General features: G+C 66.6%; 18 protein-coding genes. 14 read left to right on the plus strand and 4 right to left on the minus strand.

Going from position 1 to position 26516, the window contains the following annotated elements:
- The first annotated feature begins 101 nt into the window (after nt 1-101).
- The 5 genes from QZ471_RS21235 (at nt 102) to QZ471_RS21255 (ending at nt 11879) form a co-directional block, all read left to right on the plus strand.
- Nucleotides 102-2132, plus strand: a complete 2031-nt coding sequence (locus QZ471_RS21235) for a methyl-accepting chemotaxis protein (RefSeq protein WP_295467555.1) — start codon at nt 102-104, stop codon at nt 2130-2132.
- Between the two features lie 61 nt (nt 2133-2193).
- Nucleotides 2194-3042, plus strand: coding sequence for a protein-glutamate O-methyltransferase CheR (locus tag QZ471_RS21240; RefSeq protein ID WP_295467557.1), 849 nt, complete (start codon nt 2194-2196; stop codon nt 3040-3042).
- A gap of 11 nt (nt 3043-3053) precedes the next feature.
- Nucleotides 3054-10385, plus strand: coding sequence for an Hpt domain-containing protein (locus QZ471_RS21245; protein WP_295467559.1), 7332 nt, complete (start codon nt 3054-3056; stop codon nt 10383-10385).
- The gene (locus tag QZ471_RS21250) at nt 10378-11397 is read left to right on the plus strand and encodes a chemotaxis protein CheB (RefSeq protein WP_295467561.1); all 1020 of its coding nucleotides are present in this window, start codon (nt 10378-10380) and stop codon (nt 11395-11397) included. Before QZ471_RS21245 ends, QZ471_RS21250 begins: the two co-directional genes overlap by 8 nt.
- 11 nt (nt 11398-11408) lie before the next feature.
- Complete coding sequence (locus tag QZ471_RS21255) at nt 11409-11879, plus strand: chemotaxis protein CheW (RefSeq protein ID WP_295467563.1); 471 nt, start codon at nt 11409-11411, stop codon at nt 11877-11879.
- Here the strand turns inward: QZ471_RS21255 and QZ471_RS21260 are convergent.
- The 3 genes from QZ471_RS21260 to QZ471_RS21270 form a co-directional block, all read right to left on the minus strand.
- Entirely contained in the window at nt 11876-12529 is a 654-nt protein-coding gene (locus QZ471_RS21260) for an HAD-IA family hydrolase (RefSeq protein WP_295467565.1), read from the minus strand. The genes QZ471_RS21255 and QZ471_RS21260 overlap by 4 nt on opposite strands.
- A 68-nt stretch (nt 12530-12597) precedes the next feature.
- Entirely contained in the window at nt 12598-13326 is a 729-nt protein-coding gene (locus tag QZ471_RS21265; protein ID WP_295467567.1) for a 16S rRNA (uracil(1498)-N(3))-methyltransferase, read from the minus strand.
- 13 nt (nt 13327-13339) lie between these two features.
- Nucleotides 13340-14740, minus strand: a complete 1401-nt coding sequence (locus QZ471_RS21270) for an adenosylmethionine--8-amino-7-oxononanoate transaminase (RefSeq protein ID WP_295467569.1) — start codon at nt 14738-14740, stop codon at nt 13340-13342.
- A 172-nt stretch (nt 14741-14912) separates the two neighbouring features.
- On the opposite strand from QZ471_RS21270, the gene QZ471_RS21275 reads away from it, so the two are divergent.
- From QZ471_RS21275 to QZ471_RS21305, 7 genes are all read left to right on the plus strand, one after another.
- Nucleotides 14913-16511: a flavin monoamine oxidase family protein gene (locus QZ471_RS21275; protein WP_295467571.1), complete on the plus strand. Its 1599-nt coding sequence runs from the start codon at nt 14913-14915 to the stop codon at nt 16509-16511.
- Nucleotides 16512-16684: 173 nt separating this feature from the next.
- Nucleotides 16685-17239 carry a cytochrome b gene (locus QZ471_RS21280; protein WP_295467573.1) on the plus strand — a complete coding sequence of 185 codons (555 nt, stop codon included), beginning with the start codon at nt 16685-16687 and terminating at the stop codon, nt 17237-17239.
- Nucleotides 17240-17275: 36 nt separating this feature from the next.
- Nucleotides 17276-17854, plus strand: a complete 579-nt coding sequence (locus QZ471_RS21285; protein ID WP_295467575.1) for a YceI family protein — start codon at nt 17276-17278, stop codon at nt 17852-17854.
- Nucleotides 17855-18202: 348 nt separating this feature from the next.
- Nucleotides 18203-19399: an efflux RND transporter periplasmic adaptor subunit gene (locus QZ471_RS21290; protein WP_295467577.1), complete on the plus strand. Its 1197-nt coding sequence runs from the start codon at nt 18203-18205 to the stop codon at nt 19397-19399.
- Between the two features lie 12 nt (nt 19400-19411).
- Nucleotides 19412-22549 (plus strand): efflux RND transporter permease subunit, encoded by a 3138-nt coding sequence (locus tag QZ471_RS21295; protein WP_295467579.1) that lies wholly within the window; start codon nt 19412-19414, stop codon nt 22547-22549.
- Nucleotide 22550: 1 nt separating this feature from the next.
- Nucleotides 22551-24038: an AdeC/AdeK/OprM family multidrug efflux complex outer membrane factor gene (gene adeC / locus QZ471_RS21300; RefSeq protein WP_295467581.1), complete on the plus strand. Its 1488-nt coding sequence runs from the start codon at nt 22551-22553 to the stop codon at nt 24036-24038.
- Between the two features lie 120 nt (nt 24039-24158).
- Nucleotides 24159-24743, plus strand: coding sequence for a YajG family lipoprotein (locus QZ471_RS21305; protein WP_295467583.1), 585 nt, complete (start codon nt 24159-24161; stop codon nt 24741-24743).
- A 59-nt stretch (nt 24744-24802) separates the two neighbouring features.
- On the opposite strand, the gene QZ471_RS21310 is transcribed toward QZ471_RS21305, so the two are convergent.
- Nucleotides 24803-25963, minus strand: coding sequence for a 1-acyl-sn-glycerol-3-phosphate acyltransferase (locus QZ471_RS21310; protein WP_295467585.1), 1161 nt, complete (start codon nt 25961-25963; stop codon nt 24803-24805).
- 107 nt (nt 25964-26070) lie between these two features.
- Here QZ471_RS21310 and QZ471_RS21315 point away from each other — a divergent pair, with 107 nt between their 5' ends.
- Nucleotides 26071-26253, plus strand: coding sequence for a CPXCG motif-containing cysteine-rich protein (locus QZ471_RS21315; protein WP_295467588.1), 183 nt, complete (start codon nt 26071-26073; stop codon nt 26251-26253).
- The gene (locus QZ471_RS21320) at nt 26253-26513 is read left to right on the plus strand and encodes a DUF2007 domain-containing protein (RefSeq protein ID WP_295467590.1); all 261 of its coding nucleotides are present in this window, start codon (nt 26253-26255) and stop codon (nt 26511-26513) included. The genes QZ471_RS21315 and QZ471_RS21320 overlap by 1 nt, the downstream gene beginning before the upstream one ends.
- Nucleotides 26514-26516: the final 3 nt, after the last annotated feature.

A 26516-nucleotide genomic window follows, 5' to 3' on the forward strand; every position in this document is an offset into this window, starting at 1 on the left:
ACGGATGGGGGTAGGTCGATACGCACCGCTTTCAAGCGAAAGGGTACGGCGACCGACAAGGAATCGAATCAAAGGAACCAAGGTCCAGGCGGGGGCCGCTGATGAACAAACTCAATACAGGGAAACTCAACGCGTGGGTCGCGGGCATGTTCGTGGTACTGATCGTCGCGATCGTACTGCTGTTCGCCAACTTCGCGTACCTGAGCACTCAGGCCGGCTACGACAGCCAGTACCAGGGCCAGGCCACCGAATTGCGTATCCTCTCGCAGCAGCTCGCCAAGAGCGCCAGTGAGGCCGCCACCGGCAAACCCCAAGCCTTCCAGGACCTGCGCGTGGCCCGCAGCGAATTCGAGCGCCGCTGGAACATCCTGAACCATGGCGATCCGAACACCGGGCTGCCGCCCTCGCCTGCACTGCTGAAGCCGCGCATGGATACCGTAGAGGGGCAGTGGTCCGCCCTGCGTAGCCAGGTCGACACCATGCTGGGCAGCGAGCAGACGGTATTGTCGCTGCACCAGCTGGCCAGTGCCCTGGCGGAAACCATCCCACAGCTGCAGGTCGAGAACGAGGAGATCGTCGACATCCTGATCGAGCGGAACGCCCCGGCGAGCCAGGTGGTGGTGGCCCAGCGCCAGGCCCTGCTGGCCGAACGGATCCTCGGCTCCATCAACAAGATCCTCACCGGCGACGAAGCCGCCGTGCAGGCTGCCGACAGTTTCGGGCGCGATGCCAGCCTGTTCGGCCGCGTGCTCAAGGCCATGCGCGAAGGCAACGCCTCCATGGGCATCGCCAAGGTCACCGACCCGGAAGCGGTTGGGCGCCTGAACGAAGCCAACAAGCTGTTCGAATTCGTCTCCGGCAACGTCGACGAGATCCTCGCCACCTCGCCCGAGCTGTTGCAGGTCCGCGCCGCGGTTGGCCAGATCTACACGGGTTCCCAGGCCCTGCTCGGCTCCGTTTCCGAGTTGAGCACCGGCTACGCCTCCCTGACCCAGAGCCGCAAGATCAACACCGTGGGCAGCTATCTGCTGGTGTTCATCGCCCTGGCCGCCATTCTCTGCATCGGCTTCATCCTGGTGCGCGACACCCGTCGCCGTCTGGCCGAGACTGACGAGAAGAACCAGCGCAACCAGGCCGCCATTCTGCGCCTGCTGGATGAAATCGCCGACCTCGCCGACGGTGACCTGACCGTCCAGGCCACGGTGACCGAGGATTTCACCGGCGCCATCGCCGACTCCATCAACTACTCCATCGACCAGCTGCGCGAACTGGTGGAAACCATCAACCAGACCGCCCTGCAGGTGGCCGCCGCGGCTCAGGAGTCCCAGCACACCGCGACCGTGCTGGCCGAGGCCTCGGAGCATCAGGCCCAGGAAATCGCCGGGGCCTCCGCGGCGATCAACGAAATGGCCGTGTCCATCGACCAGGTATCCACCAACGCCTCCGAATCCACCGCGGTGGCGGAGCGCTCCGTGGCCATCGCCAACAAGGGCAACCAGGTGGTGCACAACACCATCATCGGCATGGACAGCATTCGCGAGCAGATCCAGGACACCTCCAAGCGGATCAAGCGCCTGGGCGAATCGTCCCAGGAGATCGGCGACATCGTCGGCCTGATCAACGACATCGCCGACCAGACCAACATCCTGGCACTGAACGCCGCCATCCAGGCCTCCATGGCCGGTGACGCCGGTCGTGGTTTCGCCGTGGTCGCCGACGAGGTCCAGCGCCTCGCCGAACGTTCCTCCGGTGCCACCAAGCAGATCGAGGCCCTGGTCAAGGCGATCCAGACCGATACCAACGAGGCGGTCATCTCCATGGAGCAGACCACCTCGGAAGTGGTGCGCGGGGCCGCGCTGGCCCAGGACGCCGGGGTAGCCCTGGAAGAGATCGAGAAGGTATCCCAGAGCCTCGCCGGGCTGATCCAGAACATTTCCAACGCCGCACGGCAGCAGTCTTCGTCCGCCAGCCACATCTCCAGCACCATGAACGTCATCCAGGAGATCACCTCGCAGACCTCGGCCGGCACCACTGCCACCGCCCGCAGCATCGGCGAGCTGGCCAAGCTGGCTAGCGAGATGCGTCGTTCGGTATCGGGCTTCAATCTGCCGAACGAGCAGCCGCAGGGCTGAGCGCATCGGCCACGCCGAGGCGTGGCGAGGGGGAAACGTGGGGAGGGAGTCGAGTTGGGCGTTGTGCCGCGCTCCCGAGCTACCGGATGCGGATTTCGAGCGCTGGCGACAGTTGCTCGAAGTACGCGCGGGGATGGTGCTGGACGACCGGCAGCGCAGCTTTCTGCAGATCCAGTTGGCCGCCCGCATGCGCGAGCTGGCCATTGCGGACTACGAAGGCTACTACCGGATCGTCTGCGAAGGGGTCAGCGGGCGGATCGAGTGGGTTCGTCTACTCGATCGCCTGACCATCCAGGCGACGCGTTTCTTCCGCCACCCGCCATCGTTCGCCCTGCTGGAAGCCTATGTGAGTGAGTTCGTCCAGACCGCCGCGGGCCAGTCCCTGGCCCTGTGGAGTCTGGGCTGTTCCAGTGGAGAGGAAGCCTTTTCGATGGCCATCAGCACCGCCGAAGTCTTATCCCGGCAGGGGCAGTCCATGACGTTCTCGCTGACCGGAACGGACATCAGCAGCGAAGCCCTGCGCCAGGCGCGCCAGGGCACCTTCAGCCGGCAGCGGCTGGATGGTGTACCGGCGACCCTGCGCGAGCGTTACTTCCGCTCCCGCGAGGACGGCAGCTATCAGATCTGTCCGCGCCTGGCGGAGCGCCTCTGCTTCGCCCGGCTCAATGTGCTGGAACTGAGCCAGGCCCCCTTGCAGGGGCTCAATGTCATTTTTTGTCAGAACCTGCTGATTTACTTCCGCCGCTGGCTGCGCCGAGACCTGCTCAACCAGTTGGTCCAGCGGCTTGCACCGGGTGGGTTGTTGGTTTTGGGCGTTGGTGAGGTGAGCAATTGGAGCCACCCGCAACTGGTGCCCGCCGAGCATCCCGAGGTCCTGGCGTTCGTCCGCCAGGCGGACTGCCCGGCATGACAGGAGCCGAGATGATCGATCGACACGACTACGTAGCCCTCGAGTGGGTCAAGGGAGAGATCGCCGAAACCTTGCAGCAGGCCCGCAAGGCGCTGGAGGCCTTCGTCGACAACCCGCAGGACCGTAGCCGCCTGGGCTTTTGCCGGACCTATGTGCACCAGGTCTACGGCACCCTGCAGATGGTGGAATTCTACGGCGCCGCCCTGCTGGCCGAGGAAATGGAGCTGCTGCTGCAGGAACTCCACGAAGGTCGGGTGACCAGCCCGGACGAGGCGCTGGAAGTGCTGATGCAGGCCATCCTGCAGGTGCCGCCCTATCTTGACCGGGTACTGGAGGCACGCCGCGACCTGCCCCTGGCCATCCTGCCGCTGCTCAATGACCTGCGTTCGGCTCGTGGCGAGAAGCTGCTATCGGAAACCAGCCTGTTCTCGCCGGATTTCTCCGCCGTGCCGCTGTCCCTGAGCGATGCGGAGCTGGCCGATCGCGCTTCGCCGGATTGGCTGCCGCGGCTGCGCAAGTTGCGCCAGGCCCTGCAGGGGGCCCAGGTCGGGCTGTTCCGCGACCGCGACGTCCACTTGCACCTGGATTACCTACTGCGGGTGTTCGAGCGCCTGGATCAGCTCTGCGCCGGGTCGCCCTTCGGCGCCCTCTGGCCGGTGGCGGCGGGTCTCACCGAATTGCTCAAGGCCGGCGAGCTGGACAACAGCAGTTCCATCCGTGGCTTGTTGCGCCAGCTCGACCGTGAGCTCAAGCGCCTGATCAGCGATGGCGTGGTGACGCTCAACCAGCCGGCGCCGGCGGACCTGCTCAAGAATCTGCTGTTCTATCTGGCCAAGGCGCCGGTGCAGAGTCCGCGTATCGCTGCACTCAAAGCCCACTACCGCCTCGACGAAGCCCTGCCGGATGCCGAGCTGGTGGGCTTCGAGCGCTCGCGCATCGTCGGTCCCGACCGCGAGGCCATGCGCTCGGTGGTCACCGCGTTGTGCGAAGAGCTGGTGCAGATCAAGGACAGCCTTGATCTCTTCGTGCGCAGCGACCGCCAGCAGGTCGGCAGCCTGCGCGGCCTCCTGGCGCCGCTCAAGCAGATCGCCGATACCCTGGCGGTGCTGGGCTTCGGCCAGCCGCGCAAGGTGGTGCTGGAACAACACGAAGCCGTCGGTGAACTGGCCGAGGGCTCGCGCGAAGCCAACGACGCGGCCCTGATGGACATCGCCGGTGCGCTGCTCTACGTGGAAGCGACCCTCGCTGGCATGGTCAGCGGCAATGACTCGGGCGATTCCGAGGAAAGCCGGCTGCCCACCACCGACATCGATCAGCTGCATCGAGTGGTGGTGCGCGAGGCGCGCAATGGCCTGGAGCAATCCAAGGACGCCATCATCGAATTCATCGCCTCCCAGTGGAACCACGTCCACCTGGAGCCGGTGCCTCTGCTGCTGACCCAGGTCCGTGGCGGCCTGGCGATGATTCCCCTGGAACGGGCCGCCGCCCAGGTCCAGGCCGCGAACGACTACATCTGCGAGCAGCTCCTGGGCAAGCAGGCGGTGCCGGACTGGCAGAGCCTGGATACCCTGGCCGACGCCATCACCAGTGTCGAGTACTACCTGGAGCGCCTGGCCGAGGATCCGTCCACGCCCCACGAGATGATCCTCGACATCGCCGACGAGAGCCTCATCGCCCTTGGCTATCCCGCCCGCGTGGTGCATGACGAGGCGCCGACCGCAGTAGCTTCGCCGGCGTCTCCCCTTGGCGCGCCAGTACTGGACGCCGCTGCCGTCGACGAAGACCTGCTCCCGGCCGCCGAGGCTGCCGTGTTGGAGCTTGAGGGGCTGCCGGATGAAACTCCGCTGGAGAGCCTCCCCGTCAGCGCAGAGCCGAGCGTCGACGAGCACCGCGAAGGGTCGCTCGAACTGACGTCGATCTTCGAGGAGCCGATCCTCGAGGAGCCAGGCGCCGAGGAACCAGACCTCGAGGACGAGTCGCTGACCCTCGAGCCGGTGGACGAGTTCGCTGCGAGCCCCGAGGACAGCGACGCGGCGCTGCCGGATGAGCCCCTGCCCACTCCGGACGTCGACGAAGACATCGAAGAGCCCGAAGAGCCCGAAGAGCCCGAAGAGCTGCTGGCCGGCATCGAGCTGGACCAGCTCGAGCCCCTGGGCGCGGATGTCGATTCGGTGGCCGAGGTACTGGCGGCATCGGTCAATCCCATCAATCCCCCGGCAGCCCAGGTACCCCACGCCTTGCTGCCGCCGCCTGCCGACGCCGAGCCGATCGAGGAGGAGCTGCGCGAGGTCTTCATCGAAGAGGCCGGCGAGGTCCAGGCGGAGCTGGAGCGCTGGCTGCCGACCTGGCATGCCGACCCCGAGGGTCGCCCGGCGCTCGCCGAGTTGCGGCGCAATTTCCACACCCTCAAGGGCAGCGGCCGGATGGTCCAGGCTCTGGTCATCGGTGAACTGGCCTGGGCCGTGGAGAATCTGCTCAATCGCCGCCTGGACCACAGCGTCGGCCACAGCGCCGCGCTGCAGACCGTGGTGGACGACGTCTGCGCCCTGTTGCCGGAACTGGTGACGGAGTACGCCGAGGATCGTCAGCGGCAGCGCGACGACGTCGACTGGCTGGCCCATGCCGCCCATGCCCTGGCCCGCAACGAGGCGCTGCCCGAGCGCGGCGCCGTCCAGGCGCCGGCGCCGGTCGAGATCGCGGCGCTGCCCCTGGTCGAGGTGGCTGACGTCGATACCGCTGCACTGGAAGAAGCCATCAGCGAGGCCGACAACCAACTGCTGGAGATCTTCCGTACCGAAGCCCAGGCGCATCTGGAAATCGTGCGCCGTTACCTGGAGCAGGCCGAATCCGCCAGCGGCCAGGCGGTGTCCGATGCCCTGCTGCGTGCCTTGCACACGCTCAAGGGCAGTGCCCACATGGCCGGCAGCTCGCCGGTGGCCGAACTGGCTTCGGCGCTGGAGCGTCTGGCCAAGGAATACAAGCTCGCCCATGTTCCCTTCACCGTGCCGGAGCGCGAATTGCTCGCTCGCGGTGCGGATCTGCTGGAGGCGCGGCTCGCCATCCTCACGGATGGCTCCCTGATGGAGCCCCTGGCGGGGGCACCGGCGCTGATCGCCGAGTGCGAAGCCTTGCTGGAGCAACTGGGCGAGGAATTGCCGGTGCCTGAAGCGCCGGTGCCGGAGCGGCGTGAAGTCCTGCGCCTGGCCGATTTCCTGATGCCGGCGATGGACCTGCTGCTGGACGCCGACGAACGCCTGGTGGCGTGGCGCACGGGTGGTGCGGCCGACGCCTGCCCGGATCTGCTGGCCGAACGGCTGAATACCTTCGCTGATGGTGCGGCGCGGGTCGGCCTGGTCGATGTGGAGCAACTCGCCGAAGCCCTGCAGGCGGTCTATGCCGCGGTGGCCAGCGGTTCGCTGCCGGCTGACGAGGCCTTCTTCCGGGAAGCGGAAGATGCCCAGGAAGCCCTGATCAGCATGCTCAACCAGCTGGCCAGTGGTACCCGCGCGACCCCCTGCGACGAGCGTATCGACGGGCTGCGCGCCTTGCTGGTCAGCATCTTCGCCGGGCTACCCGAAACGGCGACGGCGCTGCTGGGTGAGCCAGAACCCGAAGCCTACCTGGCCACCGACGTGGCCACGCCGGTCGAACCGGCCGCGGCGCTCGAGCTCGAACTGTCAGCCGAAGCCGAAGCCGAAGCCGAAGCCGAAGCCGAACCGGAGCCCGAGGCTGAACCGGACGTCGCGGCCGAAGTTGAATCGGTGGCCGAGGTTGAACCAGACGTTACAGCTGAAGCTGAAGCTGAAGCTGGATCGGAGCCGGAGGCTGAGCCTGTAGTCGAGGCCGAAGCCGAGCCCCGATCCGACGCCGAAGCGGAAAAGCTGCGCCAACAGACCGAGGCAACAGTGGCGTCGGCTACGCACGCGACTGACGAAGTCGATCGCGAGATGCAGCTGATCTTCCTCGAAGAAGCCCTGGACCTGCTGGACAGCGCCGACCGGGCGCTGGAGCGCTGGCTGGCCGAACCGCAGCAACGCTTCCACCTCGGCACCCTGCAGCGTGACCTGCATACCCTCAAGGGTGGCGCCAACCTCGCCGAGATCGCTCCGGTTGCCGCCCTGGCCACCGAGCTGGATGCCATCTACGAGGGACTGCTCGACGGCCGCCTCGCGGGTGGCGCCGAGCTGGGCGCCCCGCTACGGGATGCCCATGCCTGTCTCGCCAGCCAGCTCGAGGAGCTTGAGAGCGGCGCGCCGATCAGCGAGTGCGAGGACGAAATCGAGCGTCTGCAGCGCATTCGTGCCGGCCATCTCGATGACTTGACGAACGAGGCCGACGAGACGCCGACCGCTGCTCTGGCCGAACCATCGCCCCTGATCGAGGCGCCGACGGAAGAGGTGCTCGAGGCCGAGTCGCCAGTGCCGTCCCCGCCCGCGGCCGATGGTCCCGACGCCGAGTTGCTGGCCATCTATGTCGAGGAAAGCCGCGACCTGCTGGATAGCATGGCGGCGTCGCTGAGCGCCTGGGAAAGGGATCCGCGCAACGGCATCGAACTGGAATCGCTGCTGCGCGATCTGCACACCCTCAAGGGCGGCGCGCGCCTCGCCGAGGTGGACGCCATCGGCGATCTCGCCCATGCCCTGGAGGCCTTCTACGAGGGGCTGGCGCGGGGCCGGATCAAACCGGGGCCGAGCCTCGGCGGGCTGCTGCACCGCTGCCATGACCGCCTGCACGAGCAACTCGAAGCCCTCGCCGCGGGGCAGACGCCGCCCACCGCCGAGGAGCTGATCGAAGCCCTGCGCGACTATCGTGCGCAACCGGCCACTGCCGACGAGCCGGGCGCACCGCTGACGGTCGCAGCACCGGTCTTCGACGAGGAAACGGATGCGGAAATCCTCGAGATTTTCATCGAGGAAGCCCAGGATCTGCTGGCCAGCATGGATACCGCGCTGGCGCGCTGGTCCGCGGCGCCCGACGTGGCGGTGGACGAGCTGCTGCGCTGCCTGCACACCTTGAAGGGTGGGGCACGGCTGGCCGGTCTTCATGGCCTGGGTGAACAGGCCCACGACCTGGAGCAACGACTCGCCGAGCTGCGTTCGCTGGCCGTGGGCCTGAACGAGGGCGAAGGCGCTGGCGTGCGGGATCTGGCGGTGAAGGGCGTCGACCAGTTGCAGATGGGCGTCGCCCAGCTGTCGGCGCCGGGGGCGCTGCCCGCTGCGGCCACGCCCCCGGCCGCCGAACGCGAGCCAGCCGACCTCCCCGAGCTGCCGGTCGAGGCGCCGTCGGGGCTGGCCGAGGCAGCACCTGCCGACGAACAGTCCAGCGAGGAAGCGCCGGATGAGCCCGTCGCGGCCGAACCCGAGGTCCTGGCCCGTGCGGTGCCCGAGCCCGAGCGCGCGGCGGCGCCCATCATGGTGGCTCCCGAGCAGCGCAGTGCACCGGTCGCCGTGCTGCCTTTCGTGCAGCGACTGCAACAGGTCCGCCAGCAGGCGGCGCAGCGCCGGTCGTCCCAGGAACTGGTCCGGGTCCCGGCGGCATTGCTGGAACAACTGGTCAACCTGGCGGGCGAGACCTCGATCTTCCGCGGTCGCGTCGAACAGCAGGTGAGCGATATAGGCACCACCCTGGGCGAGATGGAAGCCACCATCGAGCGGGTCCGCGATCAGTTGCGACGCCTGGACACCGAGACCCAGGCGCAGATCATCAGTCGCCACCATGAGGACGTCGACCGCATCGGCTACGAGGATTTCGATCCGCTGGAGCTGGATCGCTACTCCCAGCTGCAGCAGCTGTCTCGCGCACTGTTCGAATCAGCATCCGACCTGCTGGACCTGAAGAACACCCTCGGGCAGCGCAACCGCGACGCCGAGACGCTCCTGCTGCAACAGGCCCGGGTCAATACCGAGCTGCAGGAAAGCCTCATGCAGACGCGCATGGTGCCCTTCGAGCGCATGGTGCCGCGGCTGCATCGGGTCGTGCGCCAGGTCAGCGGCGAGCTGGACAAGCCGGTGGAGCTGCGGGTCGGCAATGCCGAGGGCGAGCTGGATCGCACCGTGCTCGAGCGGATCATTCCGCCACTGGAGCACATGCTGCGCAACGCCATCGACCACGGCATCGAAGATCCCGCCGGGCGCCAGCGCGCCGGCAAGCCGACCGAGGGCGTCATCAGCCTGGATCTGCGGCGTGAGGGCGGCGACATCATCCTCACCCTGGCCGACGATGGCCGCGGTATCGACCTCGATGCGGTGCGCCGCAAGGCGATCGAGCGCGGCCTGATGGCCGAAGGCGTCGAGCTGCCCGATGCCGAGGTGCTGCAGTTCATCCTGGAGTCGGGCTTCTCCACGGCCGCCTCCATCACCCAGATTTCCGGGCGCGGCGTCGGCATGGACGTGGTGCACCAGGAGGTGAAGCAGCTCGGCGGCAGCATGGACATCCACAGCGTGGCGGGCGAGGGCACGCGCTTCACCATCCGCCTGCCATTCACCGTGTCGGTGAACCGGGCACTGATGGTGCATGCCGGCGACGACCTCTATGCCGTACCGCTGAACACCATCGAAGGCATCGTGCGGGTAACCGCGGCTGATCTCGAACGTTTCTATCGCCCAGGGGCGGAAGCCTTCGAATACGGCGGCCAGCGCTACGATCTGCGCTACCTGGGCCACCTGCTCGGCAACGGCCAGCAGCCCAAGCTGACCGGCCAGAGTCTGCCGCTGCCGGTGGTCCTGGTGCGCTCGGCCGAGCATGCCGTGGCCATCCAGGTGGATGCGGTGGCCGGTTCGCGGGAAATCGTGGTGAAGGGCCTGGGGCCGCAGTTCGCCGGGGTGCCGGGCCTCTCCGGCGCTACCCTGCTCGGCGACGGGCGCGTGGTGGTGATCCTCGACCTGCTGGCCATGATCCGTAGCCAGCGCAGTGCTGCCGACGACGCTGCACATCTGGCCCAGAACCTGCAGGCGTCGGTGGAAGCCAGCCGCCCGGTCCTGGTCATGGTGGTGGACGATTCGGTGACGGTACGCAAGGTGACCAGCCGGTTGCTGGAGCGCCATGGCATGGAGGTCTTCACCGCCAAGGACGGGGTGGACGCCATCGCCCAGCTCCAGGAACGCCAGCCGGACATCCTGCTGCTGGATATCGAGATGCCGCGCATGGACGGTTTCGAGGTGGCCACGCTGGTCCGCCACGATGCCCGACTCAAGGACCTGCCGATCGTGATGATCACCTCCCGTACCGGGGAAAAGCACCGTGAGCGCGCGCTGAGCCTGGGCGTGAACGAGTACCTGGGCAAGCCCTACCAGGAAAGTGAACTCCTGGCCCACATTCATCGACTGGTCAGGGAACATGACTGAGATGCATACCGCCCGCGTCGCCATCCTGGCCGATAGCCCCCTGCAGCGCCACGTGCTGCAGCAGGTGCTGGCCGACAATGGCTATCACGTAGTCCTCAACAGCGATCCCGAGCGTTTCGACGAGGCCGAATGGCCGTCGGTGGCGACCGACCTGTGGTTGATCGACCTGAGCCAGCTGGAAGAGTCGCCCCTGGTGGACGTCCTGCTGGAAGAGGCCGAGGTGCCCATCCTGTTCGGCGAGGGCCAGGCACCGGAGCGCTTCACCGATCCCTTCAACCACTGGGAGAAGCGGCTGATCGGCAAGCTCAAGCGATTGATCGGCGATCCGGTCGCGGCGGTCGGTCCGGCGCTGGAAACTCTGCTGCAGGACCAGCCGCGCCCGCCGCGCCTGGCGTTGCCCGAGCCGCTGGCCAACCTGCCGTTGCCGGCCGGCGATCCGGCCCCCGAGGTCTGGTTGCTGGCTGCGTCCATTGGCGGTCCGGCCGCGGTGAAGGCCTTTCTCGATGCCTTGCCGGGTGGCCTGCCGGTCGGCTTCCTCTATGCCCAGCACATTGGCGACGGCTTCGCTGCCAATCTGCTGCGCGCGGTCGGCCGCCACAGCCAGTGGCACATCCAGGGCGTGCGTCCGGGGGAGCCGATCCGCTGTGGCGAGGTGGTGGTGGTGCCGACCCAGCAGGAACTCACCTTCAGCGCCAATGGCGCGCTGGACATCGTCGAGCGGGCCTGGCCAGAACCCTATACCCCCTCGATCAGCCAGATGATGCTCAACCTGGCCCAGCATTTCGGCGCGCGTTGCGGGGTCATCGTCTTCAGCGGCATGGGCAACGACGGTACTGCCTCGGCGCCCTACGTGCGCCGCCGCGGCGGCACCCTCTGGACCCAGTCGGCCAGCACCTGTGTGGCCTCCAGCATGCCGGAAAGCCTGCGTGAGTCGGGCCTGGCGACCTTTACCGCCGATCCCCGCGGCCTGGCCGAAGCCCTGGTGGCGCGCCTGGCCGAGCAGCACAGCTAAAGAGTCCAACCATGTCGACCACTGCCTCCGCCAACGAACACCTGACCGGCCTGCTGCTGACCCTGGCCGATCGCACCCTGCTGCTGCCCAACGCGGCGGTGGCCGAGCTGGTGCCCTGCCGCGAGATCCGGCCGCTGCCGGTGCAGCCCGATTGGTGCCTGGGCCAGGTCGCCTGGCGCGACCTGCGCCTGCCGCTGATCAGCTTCGAGGCGCTGTCCAGTGGCAGCGCCGCCCAGTTCGATGGTGACCGCCATGCGCGGGTGGCCATCCTCAATGCCCTCGGCGGACGCGACCGGGTGCGCTTTCTCGCTTTGTTGATCCGCAGCATTCCGCGCTCGCTGCGCATCACCCCGGAACTGGCTGCCGCCGAGGTGCCCCTGGCCGCCCTGGAGCTGGGGGCCGTGGCCTACGAAGGCGGCACGGCGCGCATTCCCGATCTGATCGGGGTGGAAGAACGCCTGGCCGAGGCCGGCGTGTTCTAGCGGGTGAGACGCATCCCGCCGGCTTCGTCGCGGACGACGCTCACCCCACGATAGTCGGCCAGGGTCGGCAGACCCAGATCCAGAGGTTCGCGATGGGTCGCCGTGATGGCGACGGCATCGGCGCCCGCCGCCTTGGCTGCGGCGAAGCCGGCATGGGCATCCTCGAACACCAGGCAATCGCCGATCGCCACCCCCAGCTTGCGTGCACCGGCCAGGAAGCAGTCCGGCGCGGGCTTGCCCTGGGTGACGTCTTCAGCGCAGATCATCACCGGCGGCAGACTCATGCCAGCGGCGGCGAGACGGACCTCGGCCAGCCGGCGCGAGGCCGAGGTGACCAGCGCCCAGCTGCCGGCTGGCAGGTTGGCGAGAAAGGCCGCCGCGCCGGGGATTTCCTGGATGTCGTGGACGTCGGCTATCTCCAGCTCGGTGATGGCGCGGGTCTCGGCCTCGATGTCAGCGCCGGGCGGGGCGAAGCGCTTCACCGTCTCCACCGCCCGCACCCCGTGCATCACGGCCAATACGTCCGCCGGATCGAGGCCGTGGCCGAGGGCCCAGGTGCTCCAGGCGCGTTCGGCGGAGGCCACGCTGGTGAGCAGGGTGCCGTCCATGTCGAAGAGGAAGGCGGCGTAGGGGCGAGAGGGCAGGGTCATCCAGGGCTCCGAAACTATCCGTTGGGGGAAGGGTTGGACCGCCGCCTGGCAGCGATCGCTCATGCAGCTCACGAGGTCTGGAAGTCGCCCCAGAGTTGCTGGGCGACGCTGAGGGCGACCACGGGCGCGGTTTCGGTGCGTAGCACTCGCGGGCCCAGGCGCGCCGGCTGGAAATCGGCAGCCCGCGCGGCGGCGACCTCGGCCTCGCTCAGGCCGCCTTCCGGGCCGATCAGCAGCGCCAGGCGGGCCGGGCGGGCGTGGCTTTCCAGGGGCTCGGCCACCGGATGCAGCACCAGCTTGAGATCGGCAGCCACGCTGGCCTGCCAGTCGGCCAGCAACTGCGGCGGATGGATCAGCGGCACGCTGGACCGCCCACATTGCTCGCAGGCGCTGATGGCCACCTGGCGCCAATGCTGCAGGCGCTTGTCGGCACGTTCGTCCTTGAGGCGCACCTCGCAGCGTTCGCTGACCAGCGGGGTGATCTCGGCTACGCCTAGTTCGGTGGCCTTCTGGATCGCCCAGTCCATGCGTTCACCACGGGACAGGCCCTGGCCGAGGTGGATGTGCAGGGGTGAATCGGGCTGGCCGGGCAGTTCCTCGGTGAGCTCCACGCTGAGGCTCTTCTTGCCCACTTCCGTCACCTGACCCAGGTATTCCTGGCCACTGCCGTCGAACAGCTGCACGGCATCCCCCGGCGCCAGGCGCAGCACCCGGCCCAGGTAGTGGGCCTGGGCCTCGGGCAGGTCCAAGCGGCCGAGGGCCAGGGGCAGGTCGAGATGGCAGCGGGTGAGACGCATGGCAGGCTCCAGATCAGCCGGGATCGCGATGGTTGGGGTGTAGGTCGCTCAGGGCGACGCTGACCGAGGTACGGGTGGCGAGGTCGATGCCTTCGCTCGCCACCTCGGCGAGGAAGTCGATCTGCTCGGGGGTGATGACATAGGGCGGCAGGAAGTAGACCACGTTGCCCAGGGGGCGCAACAGGGCACCACGGGAGAGGGCGTGCTTATAGACCGCCAGGCCGCGGCGCTCCTGCCAGGGGTAGGGGGTGCGGTTGGCCTTGTCGGCGGTCATCTCGATGGCCAGGGCCATGCCGGTCTGGCGCACCTCGCCGACCTGCGGGTGCTCGGCCAGGTGCGCGGTGGCCTCGGCCATGCGTCGGGCCAGCGGCTGGTTGGCTGCGATGACGTCGTCCTGTTCGAAGATGTCCAGGGTCGCCAGGGCGGCGGCGCAGGCCAGCGGGTTGCCGGTATAGCTGTGGGAGTGCAGGAAGGCGCGCAGGGTGTGGTAGTCGTCGTAGAAGGCCTGGTAGACGGTGTCGGTAGTCAGGCAGGCGGCCAGCGGCAGGTAGCCGCCGGTGAGCGCCTTGGACAGGCAGAGGAAGTCCGGGCGGATGCCGGCCTGCTCGCAGGCGAACATCGTCCCGGTGCGGCCGAAGCCCACGGCGATTTCGTCGTGGATCAGGTGCACGCCATAGCGGTCGCAGGCTTCGCGCAGGAGGCGCAGATAGACCGGGTGGTACATGCGCATGCCGGTGGCGCCCTGGATCAGCGGTTCGACGATGACCGCGGCGACGCTCTGGTGATGCTCGGCCAGGGTGCGTTCCATGTGCGCGAACATCTGCCGGGAGTGTTCTTCCCAACCTATTCCCTCGGGGCGCAGGTAGCAATCGGGGCTCGGCACCTTGAGGGTGTCCAGCAACAGGCCCTGGTAGGTCTCGGTGAACAGCGCCACGTCCCCCACCGACATGGCCGCCACGGTCTCGCCGTGGTAGCTGTTGGTCAGGGTGACGAAGCGGCGCTTCTGCGGCTGACCGACGTTGCGCCAGTAGTGGTAGCTCATCTTCAGCGCTACCTCGATGCACGAGGAGCCGTTGTCGGCGTAGAACACCCGGTCGAGGCCGGCCGGGGTGAGGGCGACCAGGCGTTCGGACAGCTCGATCACCGGCTGGTGGCTGAAGCCGGCGAGGATGACGTGTTCCAACTGGTCGACCTGGGCCTTGATACGCGCGTTGATGCGCGGATTGGCGTGGCCGAAGACGTTGACCCACCAGGAGCTGACGGCGTCCAGGTAACGCTTGCCGTCGAAGTCCTCCAGCCAGACGCCCTCGCCACGGCGGATCGGGATCACCGGCAGCTGTTCGTGATCCTTCATCTGGGTGCAGGGGTGCCAGAGCACCTCCAGGTCGCGGCGCATCCAGTCGTGATTGGTCATGGCGATCTCCCGGCGCTGGCCCGGCGGCAAAAAGGGGGCGCAAGCCTAAGTCAGGCCGCACGACAGGAGCAAGGCGCGGGCCGATTGCCGGTCGTGGCGGCGTCTGGTTGCCCCGTTGCCGCTCGCGTATGCTGCGCCACCGCCGTTTCCCGGTCCCAGGAGTCTAGAGAAGATGTCGTCGCGTTGGACAGGTTTTACCGTCTGCTTGGCAGCCGGGGTATTCGCCACCAGCCTGAGCGCAGGCGCTGCCGAGAAGGCGCACAAAGACGCCCATAAAGAGGTGCACAAGGCACCGGAGAAAGCCGCCGCTGCCCCCGCCGCGCCCAGTGGGCCCTCGGCGATCGTGGTCGGTGCCGGCATGGCCGGTCTGGCCTCGGCCTATGAACTGCAGCAGGCTGGCTGGAACGTGACCCTGCTCGAAGCCGGCCCTCGCGTCGGTGGTCGCTCCGGCCTGGCCTCCAGCGAATGGATCGGCGACACCAAGGCCCAGCCGGTGCTCAATCATTACCTGGATACCTTCAAGCTCAAGACCGTCGACGCGCCTTCCTTCGTGCGTACTCCGGGCTATCTGATCGAAGGCCAGTACTATTCCCAGGACGACCTGGCGCAGAAGATGCCGGCCGTGGCCGATGCCTTGAAGCGCGTCGACAAATCCCTGGACGATCTGGCCGCTGCCATCAGCGATCCGCTGCAGCCGACCGCCACCCCGACCCTGCACGCCCTCGACCAGATCAACGCCGCCACCTGGCTGGACAAGCAGAGCCTGCCGCCGGTGGCCCGCCAACTGATCAACCAGCGCATCCGCACCCGCTACGACGAGCCCTCGCGGCTGTCGCTGCTCTATCTGGCCCAGCAGACCCGCGTCTATCGCGGCGTCGACGACAAGGACCTGCGCGCCGCCCGCCTGCCCGGTGGCAGCGAGGTCCTGGCCCAGGCCTTCGTCAAGCAGATCAAGACGATCAAGACCGACAGCAAGGTCACGAGCATTGTCCAGGATAAGGACGGTGTCGTGGTCAAGGCCGGCAACTCCGGCTACAAGGCGGACTACGTGGTGATGGCGGTGCCGTTGCGTGCCCTGGGTCAGGTGCAGATGACGCCGGCGCTGGACGCCACTCAGCAGGCGGCCATCAAGGGCACCACCTACGGCTGGCGCGACCAGATCCTGCTCAAGTTCAAGACCCCGGTGTGGGACAGCAAGTCGCGCATGAGCGGCGAGATCTACAGCGACCAGGGCCTGGGCATGCTGTGGGTGGAACCGGACGTCAAGGGCGGCGCCAACGTGCTGGTCAACCTGGCCGGCGACAGCGCGCGCCTGGTACAGGCCTTCGGCGACAAGCAGATGGTCGATCAGGTACTGATCCGCTTCCATGCCTTCTATCCCAAGGCGCGCGGAGCCTTCTCCGGCTACGAAGTGCGTCGCTACAGCCGCGATCCGGGCGTGGGTGGTGCCTACCTGGCCTACGGTCCGGGGCAGATCACCCGCTACTGGCGACTGTGGGAAAAGCCCACGGGCCGAGTGATCTTCGCCGGCGAGCACACCGATCCGTTGCATCCGGGCACCCTGGAAGGCGCCCTGGCCAGTGGTCAACGTGCCGCCGAGCAGGTCCGCGACCTCAAGGCCGGCAAGGCCGTGGTCCCGGTGGTCGCCAGCGCCAAGGCCGCGGCCACCCCGGCCCAGCCGGCCGCTACGCCCAAGCCTGCCGAGGCCGCGCCGGCCAAGGACAGCGGCGAGCACGGCTTCTTCTGGAAGCTGTTCCACTGGTCGTTCTGATCCCGGCCTAGGCACAGGCGCTGGTCTCTCCCAGCGCCTGTGGTGGATCGGACGGGACGCAGTCGCCGCGTCCGATGCATCGATTCCTTCGATATTGATTCGAGACTTTTTCCGCTTTCCTTCGATACGTTTGCAGCTAGGCTTAGGCAAAGCTTTTTCAGGAGAGAAAAGCGATGCACTGGCGCAACGACGGCCTTCGTTACGGTCTGGTCAGTCTGGTTCTGCATTGGGTCATGGCTCTGGCGATCGTCGCCATGTTCGCCTCCGGCCTGTGGATGCGTACCCTGGACTACTACGACAGCTGGTACCACACCGCCCCCGAACTGCATAAGAGCGCCGGCATCCTGCTGCTGATCGCCCTGGTGCTGCGCCTGCTCTGGCGCCTGGTCAGTCCGCCGCCACCGGTGGAGGGCAGCCCCCTGGTGCGCCGCGCCGCGGGCGTCGGCCACTTCCTGCTCTATGGACTGATGCTCACCGTCATGGTGGCTGGCTACCTGATCTCCACCGCCGATGGCGTGGCCATCGATGTGTTCGGCTGGTTCAAGGTCCCGGCGACCCTCAGCGGGCTGCCGGATCAAGCCGACACCGCCGGCAAGATCCATCTCTGGTTCGCCTGGACGCTGATCGTCCTGGCCGGTCTGCACGTGCTGGCCGCGCTCAAGCATCACTTCGTCGACCGCGATGGCACCCTGGTGCGCATGCTCGGCCGCGTGCACAACCCTTCCTGATCCTCCGCTTCCAACAACCACCTGGAGCTTCATCCAATGCTGAAGAAAACCTTCGCCGCCCTGGCCCTGGGCACCGCTCTGCTGGGCGCCGGCCAGGCCATGGCCGCCGACTACAAGATCGACAAGCAGGGCCAGCATGCCTTCATCCAGTTCCGGATCCAGCACCTGGGCTACAGCTGGCTGTACGGTACCTTCAAGGACTTCGATGGCTCCTTTACCTTCGATGCCAAGGACCCGTCCGCCGACAAGGTCAAGGTGACCATCAACACCGACAGCGTCGACACTAACCACGCCGAGCGCGACAAGCACCTGCGCAGCGCCGACTTCCTCAACGTCGCCGCCCATCCGCAGGCCACCTTCGTGTCGACCAAGGTCACCCCCACTGGCGAAGGCACTGCCGACGTCACGGGCGACCTGACCCTCAATGGTGTGACCAAGCCGGTCGTCATCAAGGCGCACTTCCTCGGCGAAGGCAAGGATCCCTGGGGTGGCTACCGCGCCGGCTTCGAGGGCACCACCACCCTCAAGCTCAAGGACTTCAACATCCAGAAGGACCTGGGGCCGAAGTCCCAGGACGTGGAGTTGATGATGTCCTTCGAAGGCGTGCGCCAGTAACAGGACGCCCTCAGGTTGTAACCAAAGATGCCGGATTCGTCCGGCATTTTTGTGGGCGCCTGTTTTCCCAGTGGCGCTGTGGTTGAGCGATTTGCGTCTCAGAACTTGGCCCAGGTCCCATGGTCTGCTACCCAGATCGGTCGCCCGGGCCCATCCTTGCTTGATTCAGTCGTCCTCACGAGTAGTCGGATCGCCCTGGCGAGATACCCGAGCACAACGCTTGGGTTATTTACAAACAGTCGTGAACGTAAGTATATTGGTCTGATAATAATTCCACGTTCGAGCCGGTGCGGATCCATACAAGGCGCGCTGCGCATGCTCATTCCCCCGCTTTCAAGGACTTCAGATATGCAGATCAAGCCGGCGCATGCCTTCTTCGCTCCCGCCCTGCTCGCCCTCGCCTTGGCGCTGGGTGCCTGCGGCAAGCAGGACAACAAGGACCAGCAGCAACAGCAGCAACAGAAACCCCCGGAAGTCGGCGTGGTGACCATCGAGCCGCGCACCGTGACCCTGACCGACGAGCTGCCCGGTCGTACCTCCGCCTTCCGCATCGCCGAGGTGCGTCCCCAGGTGAGTGGCATCCTGCTCAAGCGCAACTTCACCGAAGGCGGGGACGTCAAGGCCGGCCAGCAGCTGTACCAGATCGATCCGCGCACCTATGAAGCCAACGTGAATTCGGCCAAGGCATCGCTGGCCCAGGCCCAGGCGACCCTGGCCTCGAACCGGCTCAAGGCGCAGCGCTATGGCGCGCTGGTCAAGGAGCAGGCGATCAGCAAGCAGGAAGCCGACGATGCCCTGTCGGTCCAGCGGCAGAACGAAGCCCAGGTGGAATCGGCCAAGGCCGCGCTGCGCAACGCCGAGATCAACCTGGCCTACACCAAGGTCGCCGCGCCCATCTCCGGGCGCATCAGCCGCTCGATGGTGACCGAGGGTGCCCTGGTCACCGCCGACCAGACCACCGCCCTGGCGACCATCAACCAGCTCGATCCCATCTATGTCGACGTGACCCAGTCCGCCACCGATCTACTGCGCCTGCGTCGTGAGCTGGACAGCGGCCAGCTGCAGCGCGTGCAGGGTGAGAATTCCGCCGAAGTGAAGTTGATGCTGGAAGACGGCAGCGCCTACAGTCGGCCCGGCAAGCTCAAGTTCGCCGAGGTGTCGGTGGATCCGAGCACTGGCTCGGTTACCATCCGTGCCGAATTCCCCAACCCCGACAAGCTGCTGCTGCCCGGCATGTTCGTGCGCGCCCAGCTGCAGTCCGGGGTGCGCCAGAACGCCTTGCTGGTACCGCAACAGGGCGTGACCCGTGACATCAAGGGCCAGCCCACCGCCATGGTGGTCAATGGCGAAGGCAAGGTCGAGCAACGGGTGCTCAAGACCGAACGCACCGTCGGTGCCGACTGGTTGGTCACCGATGGTCTGAAGGCTGGTGACAAGGTCATCACCGAGGGCCTGCAGAAGATCAAGCCCGGTGCCACCGTCACCGCCAAGCCGGCGAGCAACGTCGCCTCCGCCGCGCAGCAGCCGGCGGGTCAGGGTCAGTAAGGGGAGCGCCCGATGTCCAAGTTCTTCATCGACCGGCCCATCTTCGCCTGGGTGATCGCCCTGGTGATCATGCTCGCCGGCATCCTGTCGATCCTCAATTTGCCGATCAACCAGTACCCGAACATCGCGGCACCGGCGGTCTCCATCCAGGTGACCTACCCGGGCGCCTCGGCGCAGACGGTGCAGGACACCGTGGTCCAGGTCATCGAACAGCAGATGAACGGGATCGACAACCTCAGGTACATCTCCTCGGAGTCCAACTCCGATGGCAGCATGACCATCATCGTCACCTTCAACCAGGGTACCAACCCCGACATCGCCCAGGTTCAGGTGCAGAACAAGCTGCAACTGGCGACGCCCCTGCTGCCCCAGGAAGTGCAACAGCAGGGCATGCGGGTCGCCAAGTACCAGCGTAACTTCATGATGGTGGTGGGTCTGGTGTCGCGCGACGGCTCCATGACCAAGGAAGACCTGTCCAACTACATCGTCTCCAACATGCGCGATCCCATCGCGCGGACCAGCGGCGTAGGCGACTTCCAGGTCTTCGGCGCCCAGTACGCCATGCGCATCTGGCTCGATCCGGCCAAGCTGGTGAAGTACCAGCTGACGCCGGTGGACGTCAGCAGCGCCATCCAGAGCCAGAACGTGCAGATCGCCTCCGGCCAGCTCGGCGGCCTGCCGGCGGTGGACGGGCAGCAGCTCAACGCCACCATCATCGGCAAGACCCGCCTGACCTCGGCCGAGGAATTCGGCAAGATCTTCCTCAAGGTCAACCAGGACGGTTCCCAGGTACGCCTGCGCGACGTGGCGCGCATCGAACTCGGCGGCGAGAACTACGCCATCGATGCCCAGTTCGATGGCAAGCCGGCCTCGGGCATGGCGCTGCGCCTGGCTACCGGGGCCAACGCCCTGGATACCGCCAAGGCGGTGCGCGCCACCATCGACCGGCTCAAGCCCTTCATGCCGGCCGGCATGGACGTGGTCTATCCCTATGACACCACCCCGGTGGTGACGGCCTCGATTCACGAGGTGGTGAAGACCCTGGGCGAAGCCGTGCTCCTGGTGTTCCTGGTGATGTTCCTGTTCCTGCAGAACTTCCGGGCCACCCTGATTCCCACCATCGCCGTACCTGTGGTGCTGCTGGGAACCTTCGCCGTGCTCCTGGCGGCCGGTTTCACCATCAACATCCTGACCATGTTCGGCATGGTGCTGGCCATCGGTCTGCTGGTGGACGACGCCATCGTGGTGGTGGAGAACGTCGAGCGGGTGATGGCCGAGGAGGGGCTCTCGCCCAAGGAGGCGACCCGCAAGTCCATGGGCCAGATTCAGGGCGCCCTGGTGGGTATCGCCATGGTGCTGTCGGCGGTGTTCGTGCCCATGGCCTTCTTCGGCGGGTCCACCGGGGTGATCTATCGCCAGTTCTCCATCACCATCGTTTCCTCGATGGTTCTGTCGGTGCTGGTGGCCCTGATCCTCACGCCGGCGCTGTGCGCCACCCTGCTCAAGCCGGTGCAACAGGGGCATCACGAGAAGCGTGGTTTCTTCGGCTGGTTCAACCGCAAGTTCGAGAGCGGTCAGCACCGCTACGAGCGAAGTGTGGCCGCGGTGATCCGCCACAAGGTGCCCTTCCTGCTGTTGTACGTGGCCATCGTCGCCGTGATGGCCTTCCTCTTCACGCGCGTGCAGTCCTCCTTCCTGCCGGAAGAAGACCAGGGCGTGATCTTCGCCCAGGTCACCACGCCGCCCGGCTCCAGTGCCGAGCGCACGCAAAAGGTGCTCGACACCATGCGTGAGATGATGATGAAGAACGACTCCAGCGCCATCAGCTCGATGTTCACCGTCAACGGCTTCAACTTCGCCGGTCGCGGTCAGAGCTCGGGCCTGGCCTTCATCCAGCTCAAGCCCTGGGACCAGCGTCCCGATGCCAAGGATGGCGCCAGCGCTGTCGCCGGCCGGGCCATGGGCTATCTGTCGGGCATCAAGGACGCCATCGTCTATGCCATCGTCCCGCCGGCGGTACTGGAGCTGGGTAACGCCACCGGTTTCGACTTCTACCTGCAGGACCAGGGCGGCATCGGCCACGAGGCGCTCATGGCCGCGCGCAACCAGTTGCTCGGCATGGCCGCGCAGAATCCCAAGCTGATGCAGACCCGTCCGAACGGCCTCAACGACGAGCCGCAGTTCAAGCTCATCGTCGACGACGAGAAGGTCCGGGCGTTGGGCGTGTCCCAGAGCGACGTCAACCAGACGCTGTCCATCGGCTGGGCTTCGAGCTACGTCAACGACTTCATCGACCGTGGTCGGGTGAAGAAGGTGTACCTGCAGGGCGAAGCCAGTGCGCGGATGAACCCCGAGGACTTCGACAAGTGGTACGTGCGCAACGCCTCGGGCGAGATGGTGCCGGTCTCGGCCTTCGCCCGCGGCGAGTGGATCTACGGTTCGCCCAAGCTGGAGCGCTACAACGGCGTGTCCTCCATGGAGATCCAGGGTTCGCCGGCGCCGGGCTACAGCACCGGTGACGCCATGGCCGAGATCGAGAACATGGTCGGGCAGCTGCCCCAGGGCGTGGGCATCGCCTGGACGGGGCTGTCCTACGAGGAGCGCCTGGCCGGTTCCCAGGAACTGTACCTCTACCTGCTCTCGCTGCTGGTGGTGTTCCTCTGCCTGGCGGCCCTCTACGAGAGCTGGTCGATCCCGGTGGCGGTCATCCTGGTCGTGCCGCTGGGCGTCGTGGGCGCCATTGCCGCCACCTATTTCCGCGGCCTGGGCAACGACGTCTTCTTCAAGGTCGGCCTGTTGACCACCGTGGGCCTCGCGGCGAAGAACGCCATCCTCATCGTCGAATTCGCCAAGGAGCTGCACGAAGGCGGTAAGAACATCGTCGATGCGGCGGTGGAAGCGGCGCGGATGCGCTTGCGCCCCATCATCATGACCTCCATGGCCTTCATCCTGGGCGTGGTACCGCTGGCCATCTCCTCGGGCGCAAGCTCGGGCAGCCAGCACGCGGTCGGTACCGGTGTGATCGGCGGCATGCTGACCGCCACGGTGCTGGCGATCTTCTGGATTCCCATGTTCTACGTGGTGGTCAGCAGCCTATTCAAGGACAAGGCCACCAAGGAGCAGGAAGCCCATGGCAAGGAAGGACACTGATATGAAGAAGTCTGTCTTGGCGGTGATCGTGGGCATGCTGGCCGTCTCCGGCTGCAGCCTGATCCCCGACTACCAGCGGCCCGATGCGCCGGTGGAGAACGCCTGGCCCCATGGCCAGGCCTACGATGCCCTGACGGTCAATCGCGACCAGCAGGCGGCCGACATCGGCTGGCGCGATTTCTATCGCGACCCGGCCCTGCAGCGGCTGATCCAGCTGTCGCTGGACAACAACCGCGACCTGCGCCAGGCCGCGCTCAACGTGCGTCTCTATCAGGCGCAGTACCGCGTGCAGCGCGCCGAGCTGTTCCCCGACATCGCGGTCAGCGGTACCGGTAGTCGTACCCGGACCCCGGCGGATCTGAGTACTGCAGCGGCCATCCAGCAGATCCTAAATCCCCAGGCGGGCAGTCCGGGCGGCTCCATTGGCAGCCAGTACAGCGTCACCCTGGGCTTCACCTCCTATGAGCTGGATCTGTTCGGTCGCCTGCGCAGCCTCAGCGAGCAGGCGCTGCTCAACTACTTCGCCACCAGCGAAGGACGCCGCAGCACCCAGATCTCCCTGGTGTCGGAAGTGGCCAACGCCTACTACGCCTGGCTCACCGACCAGCGCATGCTGCAACTGACCCGCGAGACCCTGGCGGCCTACCAGCGCTCCTACGACCTGACTCGCCAGACCGTGGAGAATGGCGTGGCCAGCGGCCTGGACCTGCGGCAGTCGCGCACCGCCCTGGAAGGGGCGCGGGCGAACCTGGCCCAGTACACCCGCCAGGTGGCCCAGGATCGCAACGCCCTGGCGCTGCTGCTGGGCACCTCGATCCCGACGGACCTGCCGCAAGGCAAGGGCCTGGACGGCAACGACCTGCTCGCCGATCTGCCGGCCAACCTGCCGTCGGATCTCTTGCAGAAGCGCCCGGACATCCTCCAGGCCGAACTGCAGCTACGCGCGGCCAATGCCAACATCGGCGCGGCGCGGGCGGCGTTCTTCCCGCGTATCAGCCTGACCGCCCAGGGCGGCACGGCCAGTCGCGATTTGGATGGCCTGTTCAAGGGTGGTTCCGGCTACTGGACCTTCTCGCCGAGCATCAACATCCCCATCTTCACCGCCGGCAGCCTGAAGGCCAGCCTGGATGCGGCCAAGATCCAGAAGGACATCAACGTCGCCACCTACGAGAAGTCGATCCAGACCGCCTTCCGCGAAGTGGCCGACGCCCTGGCCGCGAAGGGCACCTACGACGATCAGCTCAAGGCCCAGCAGGACCTGGTGCAGGCCAGCCAGGAGTACTACGACCTGGCCAACCTGCGTTATCGCCAGGGCATCGACAACTACCTGACGGTACTCGACGCCCAGCGCTCGCTGTACAGCGCCCAGCAGCAGCTGATCACTGATCGGCTCAACCAGCTCAACAGCGGGGTCACCCTGTACAAGGCCCTCGGCGGTGGCTGGTTGGAACACAGTCAGACGCGACCGCCCTTGGCGGCCAAGCCGTAGTAGCCTTGGTTTGAAAAACGCCGGCCCCGTGCCGGCTTTTCTTTGTCCGCGGCCCTGTCTATCGACGCCGCCGGAGCGCTGGGTATACTGCCCCCTGTCCCTTTCTTCCGGAGTCTCTGCATGCGCTATCGCCTGTTGCTCGGCCTGCTCGCCGCCACTGGTCTGACCCTGGTCGGTTGTGCCAGCAGCCCCCAGCAATTGAGTCCGCAACCCCAGATCACCGCGCCCATCGCCCCGGTCGGCCAGGGCCAGCCGGTCTCGGTCCGGGTGGTCGACGGGCGTTCCTCCTTCACCCTGGGTACCCGTGGTGGTCTCTATCCCGACACCAGCGTGGTGGTGGTGCAGAGCCAGGACGTGATTCCCAAGCTGCAGGCCGCCGCGGAGAAGGCCGTGCGCGAAATGGGCTTCACGCCATCGCCCAATGCCTATGGCGCGCCCCAGTTGACCCTGACCCTGGCCGACCTGAGCTACCAGTCGCCCAAGGAGCTGTACGTCACCTCGTCCAACGTCGGTGCCACCTTCCAGGTGGACGTGCGCAATAGCCAGCGTGGCTACAAGGGGCGCTACGGCGCGAGTCTGGACCAGCGTTTCGGCATGGCGCCCAATGCTGAAGCCAACACCAAGCTGGTCAGCGATGTGCTGAGCGATGCCCTGACCCGGGTGTTCAAGGACCCGACCGTGGTCCAGGTGCTCAGCGGCCACTGAGGCCCGTCGCCCATGAAAAAGCCCGGCATTGGCCGGGCTTTTTCATGGGCGGATGACCGCTACTCCAGGCCGGCCTGGACGCGGTATTTGTTCAGCACCGGCTGGGCGTACTGGCGCACCAACTGCGCGCGGTACTCTGCTGGGCACTCGGCCAGGCGGCGCTGCCACTCGGCGCCGGCCGCTTCGATTTCCTCGGCGGGAAACAGGGCGTCCACCGCGGGCACGGCGAGCGTCGGGTCCTGGCCGTCCCAGGCGGCATAGGCCAGGTAGCTGGCCGGGAATAGCCGGTAGTTGCCGAGGATCTGCCGATCCATCTCCTGAGCCAGGGCCTTGGCATCCTCGAACTCACCCGTGACCGGCTCGCCGAAGGCCACGTGCACTCGGCCCTTGTAGCCGGTGATGCCCAGGGCGATGCTGACGTCATCCTCGCCCGGCGCCTTGGTATAGCTGCCGGTGGTGGCGCGGATGTGCAGTTCGCGGGCCTTGGCCTGGTCGCAGGGATCGAATTCGTAGCTGATGGACACCGGCACGATGTTCAGCGCCTTGACCAGCTCGGCGAAGGGCTCGTCCTTGCAGCTCATGTGGAACATCTTGAGGATGGCCGAATCGGTGCGGTCGTCGCCGTCCTTGGCCCGGCCTTCGGCCTGGGCGATCCAGATGGACTGGCCATCCTGGCGGATCGAGTGATTGATGTAGGCGGACAGATTCTGATAGGCCGCCAGCTTCTCGCGCCGCCCGCTGATGGAGCGGTGTACGATGAAGCTCTTGTTCAGCCGCATCAGGTCGCTGACGAAGGGCTTCTGCAGCAGGTTGTCGCCGATGGCGATGCGTGGCGTCGGCAGACCGGCATGGTAGACGGCATAGTTGACGAAGGCCGGGTCCATCACGATGTCACGATGGTTGGCCAGGAACAGATAGGCGCGACCGCTGCGCAGCTGGTCGATGCCGGAGTAGGTCACGCCGTCGGAGGCCTTCTCGATGGCACGATCCACATAGGGTTCGAGCTTGTCCTGCAGCGCGGCGACGCTCCGGATGTTGCCCAGCTCCTGGCGCAGGCGGGTGCGCAGCAGCGGGCGCACCACCCAGCCGAGTCCCTTGGACAGGCGCGGGAAGCGATAACCGGCCAGGATGGAGATGAAGTGGTCGTCGTCGATCAGGCGGGCCAGAACCCCGGGGACTTCCGCGTCGTTATAGGGTCGAATGGCTTCGAACTCGCCCATGGTGTTCTCTTGTAGAAATTCCGGCGGCCATAGTAGAGCGCGTGACGCCAGATGCAAGCGCCAGGGGCCGGATGGGCGCCAGTGGCGGCGAAGGGAGAGCGGAAAAGATGCTGGAAAGCCAGGAATACGATTGCCCCTACTGCGGCGAGCCGGGCGAGGTGGTGCTGGACCTCAGCGGTGGCGACCAGGACTACTACGAGGACTGCGCCGTCTGCTGTCGACCGATCCGCTTCGGCCTGCAGACCGATGGCGCGGACTGGACCCTCGAGGTCCGGCGGGAGGACGACTGATGCGGCGCATCTACGAGCCGGCTTCGCTGCACGAGGCCGAGTTGCTGCTGGCGGTGCTGGCCAGCGAAGGCATCGACGCCTTTCTCGCCGGACGCCACCTGCTGGGCGCCATTGGCGACCTGCCTGCGGTGGGATTGCTCGGCCTGCTGGTTGAAGATGAGCAGGCCTCGCGCGCGCAGGCGCTGATCGCCGCGTACAATGCCGCCACGCCCCTGCCGGGAGAGGATCCTTCTCCCGAGCAGGGCATTCTCCTTTGCTGAAAG

The organism is uncultured Pseudomonas sp. (assembly GCF_913774235.1).
In the GTDB taxonomy this organism is placed as follows: domain Bacteria; phylum Pseudomonadota; class Gammaproteobacteria; order Pseudomonadales; family Pseudomonadaceae; genus Chryseomonas.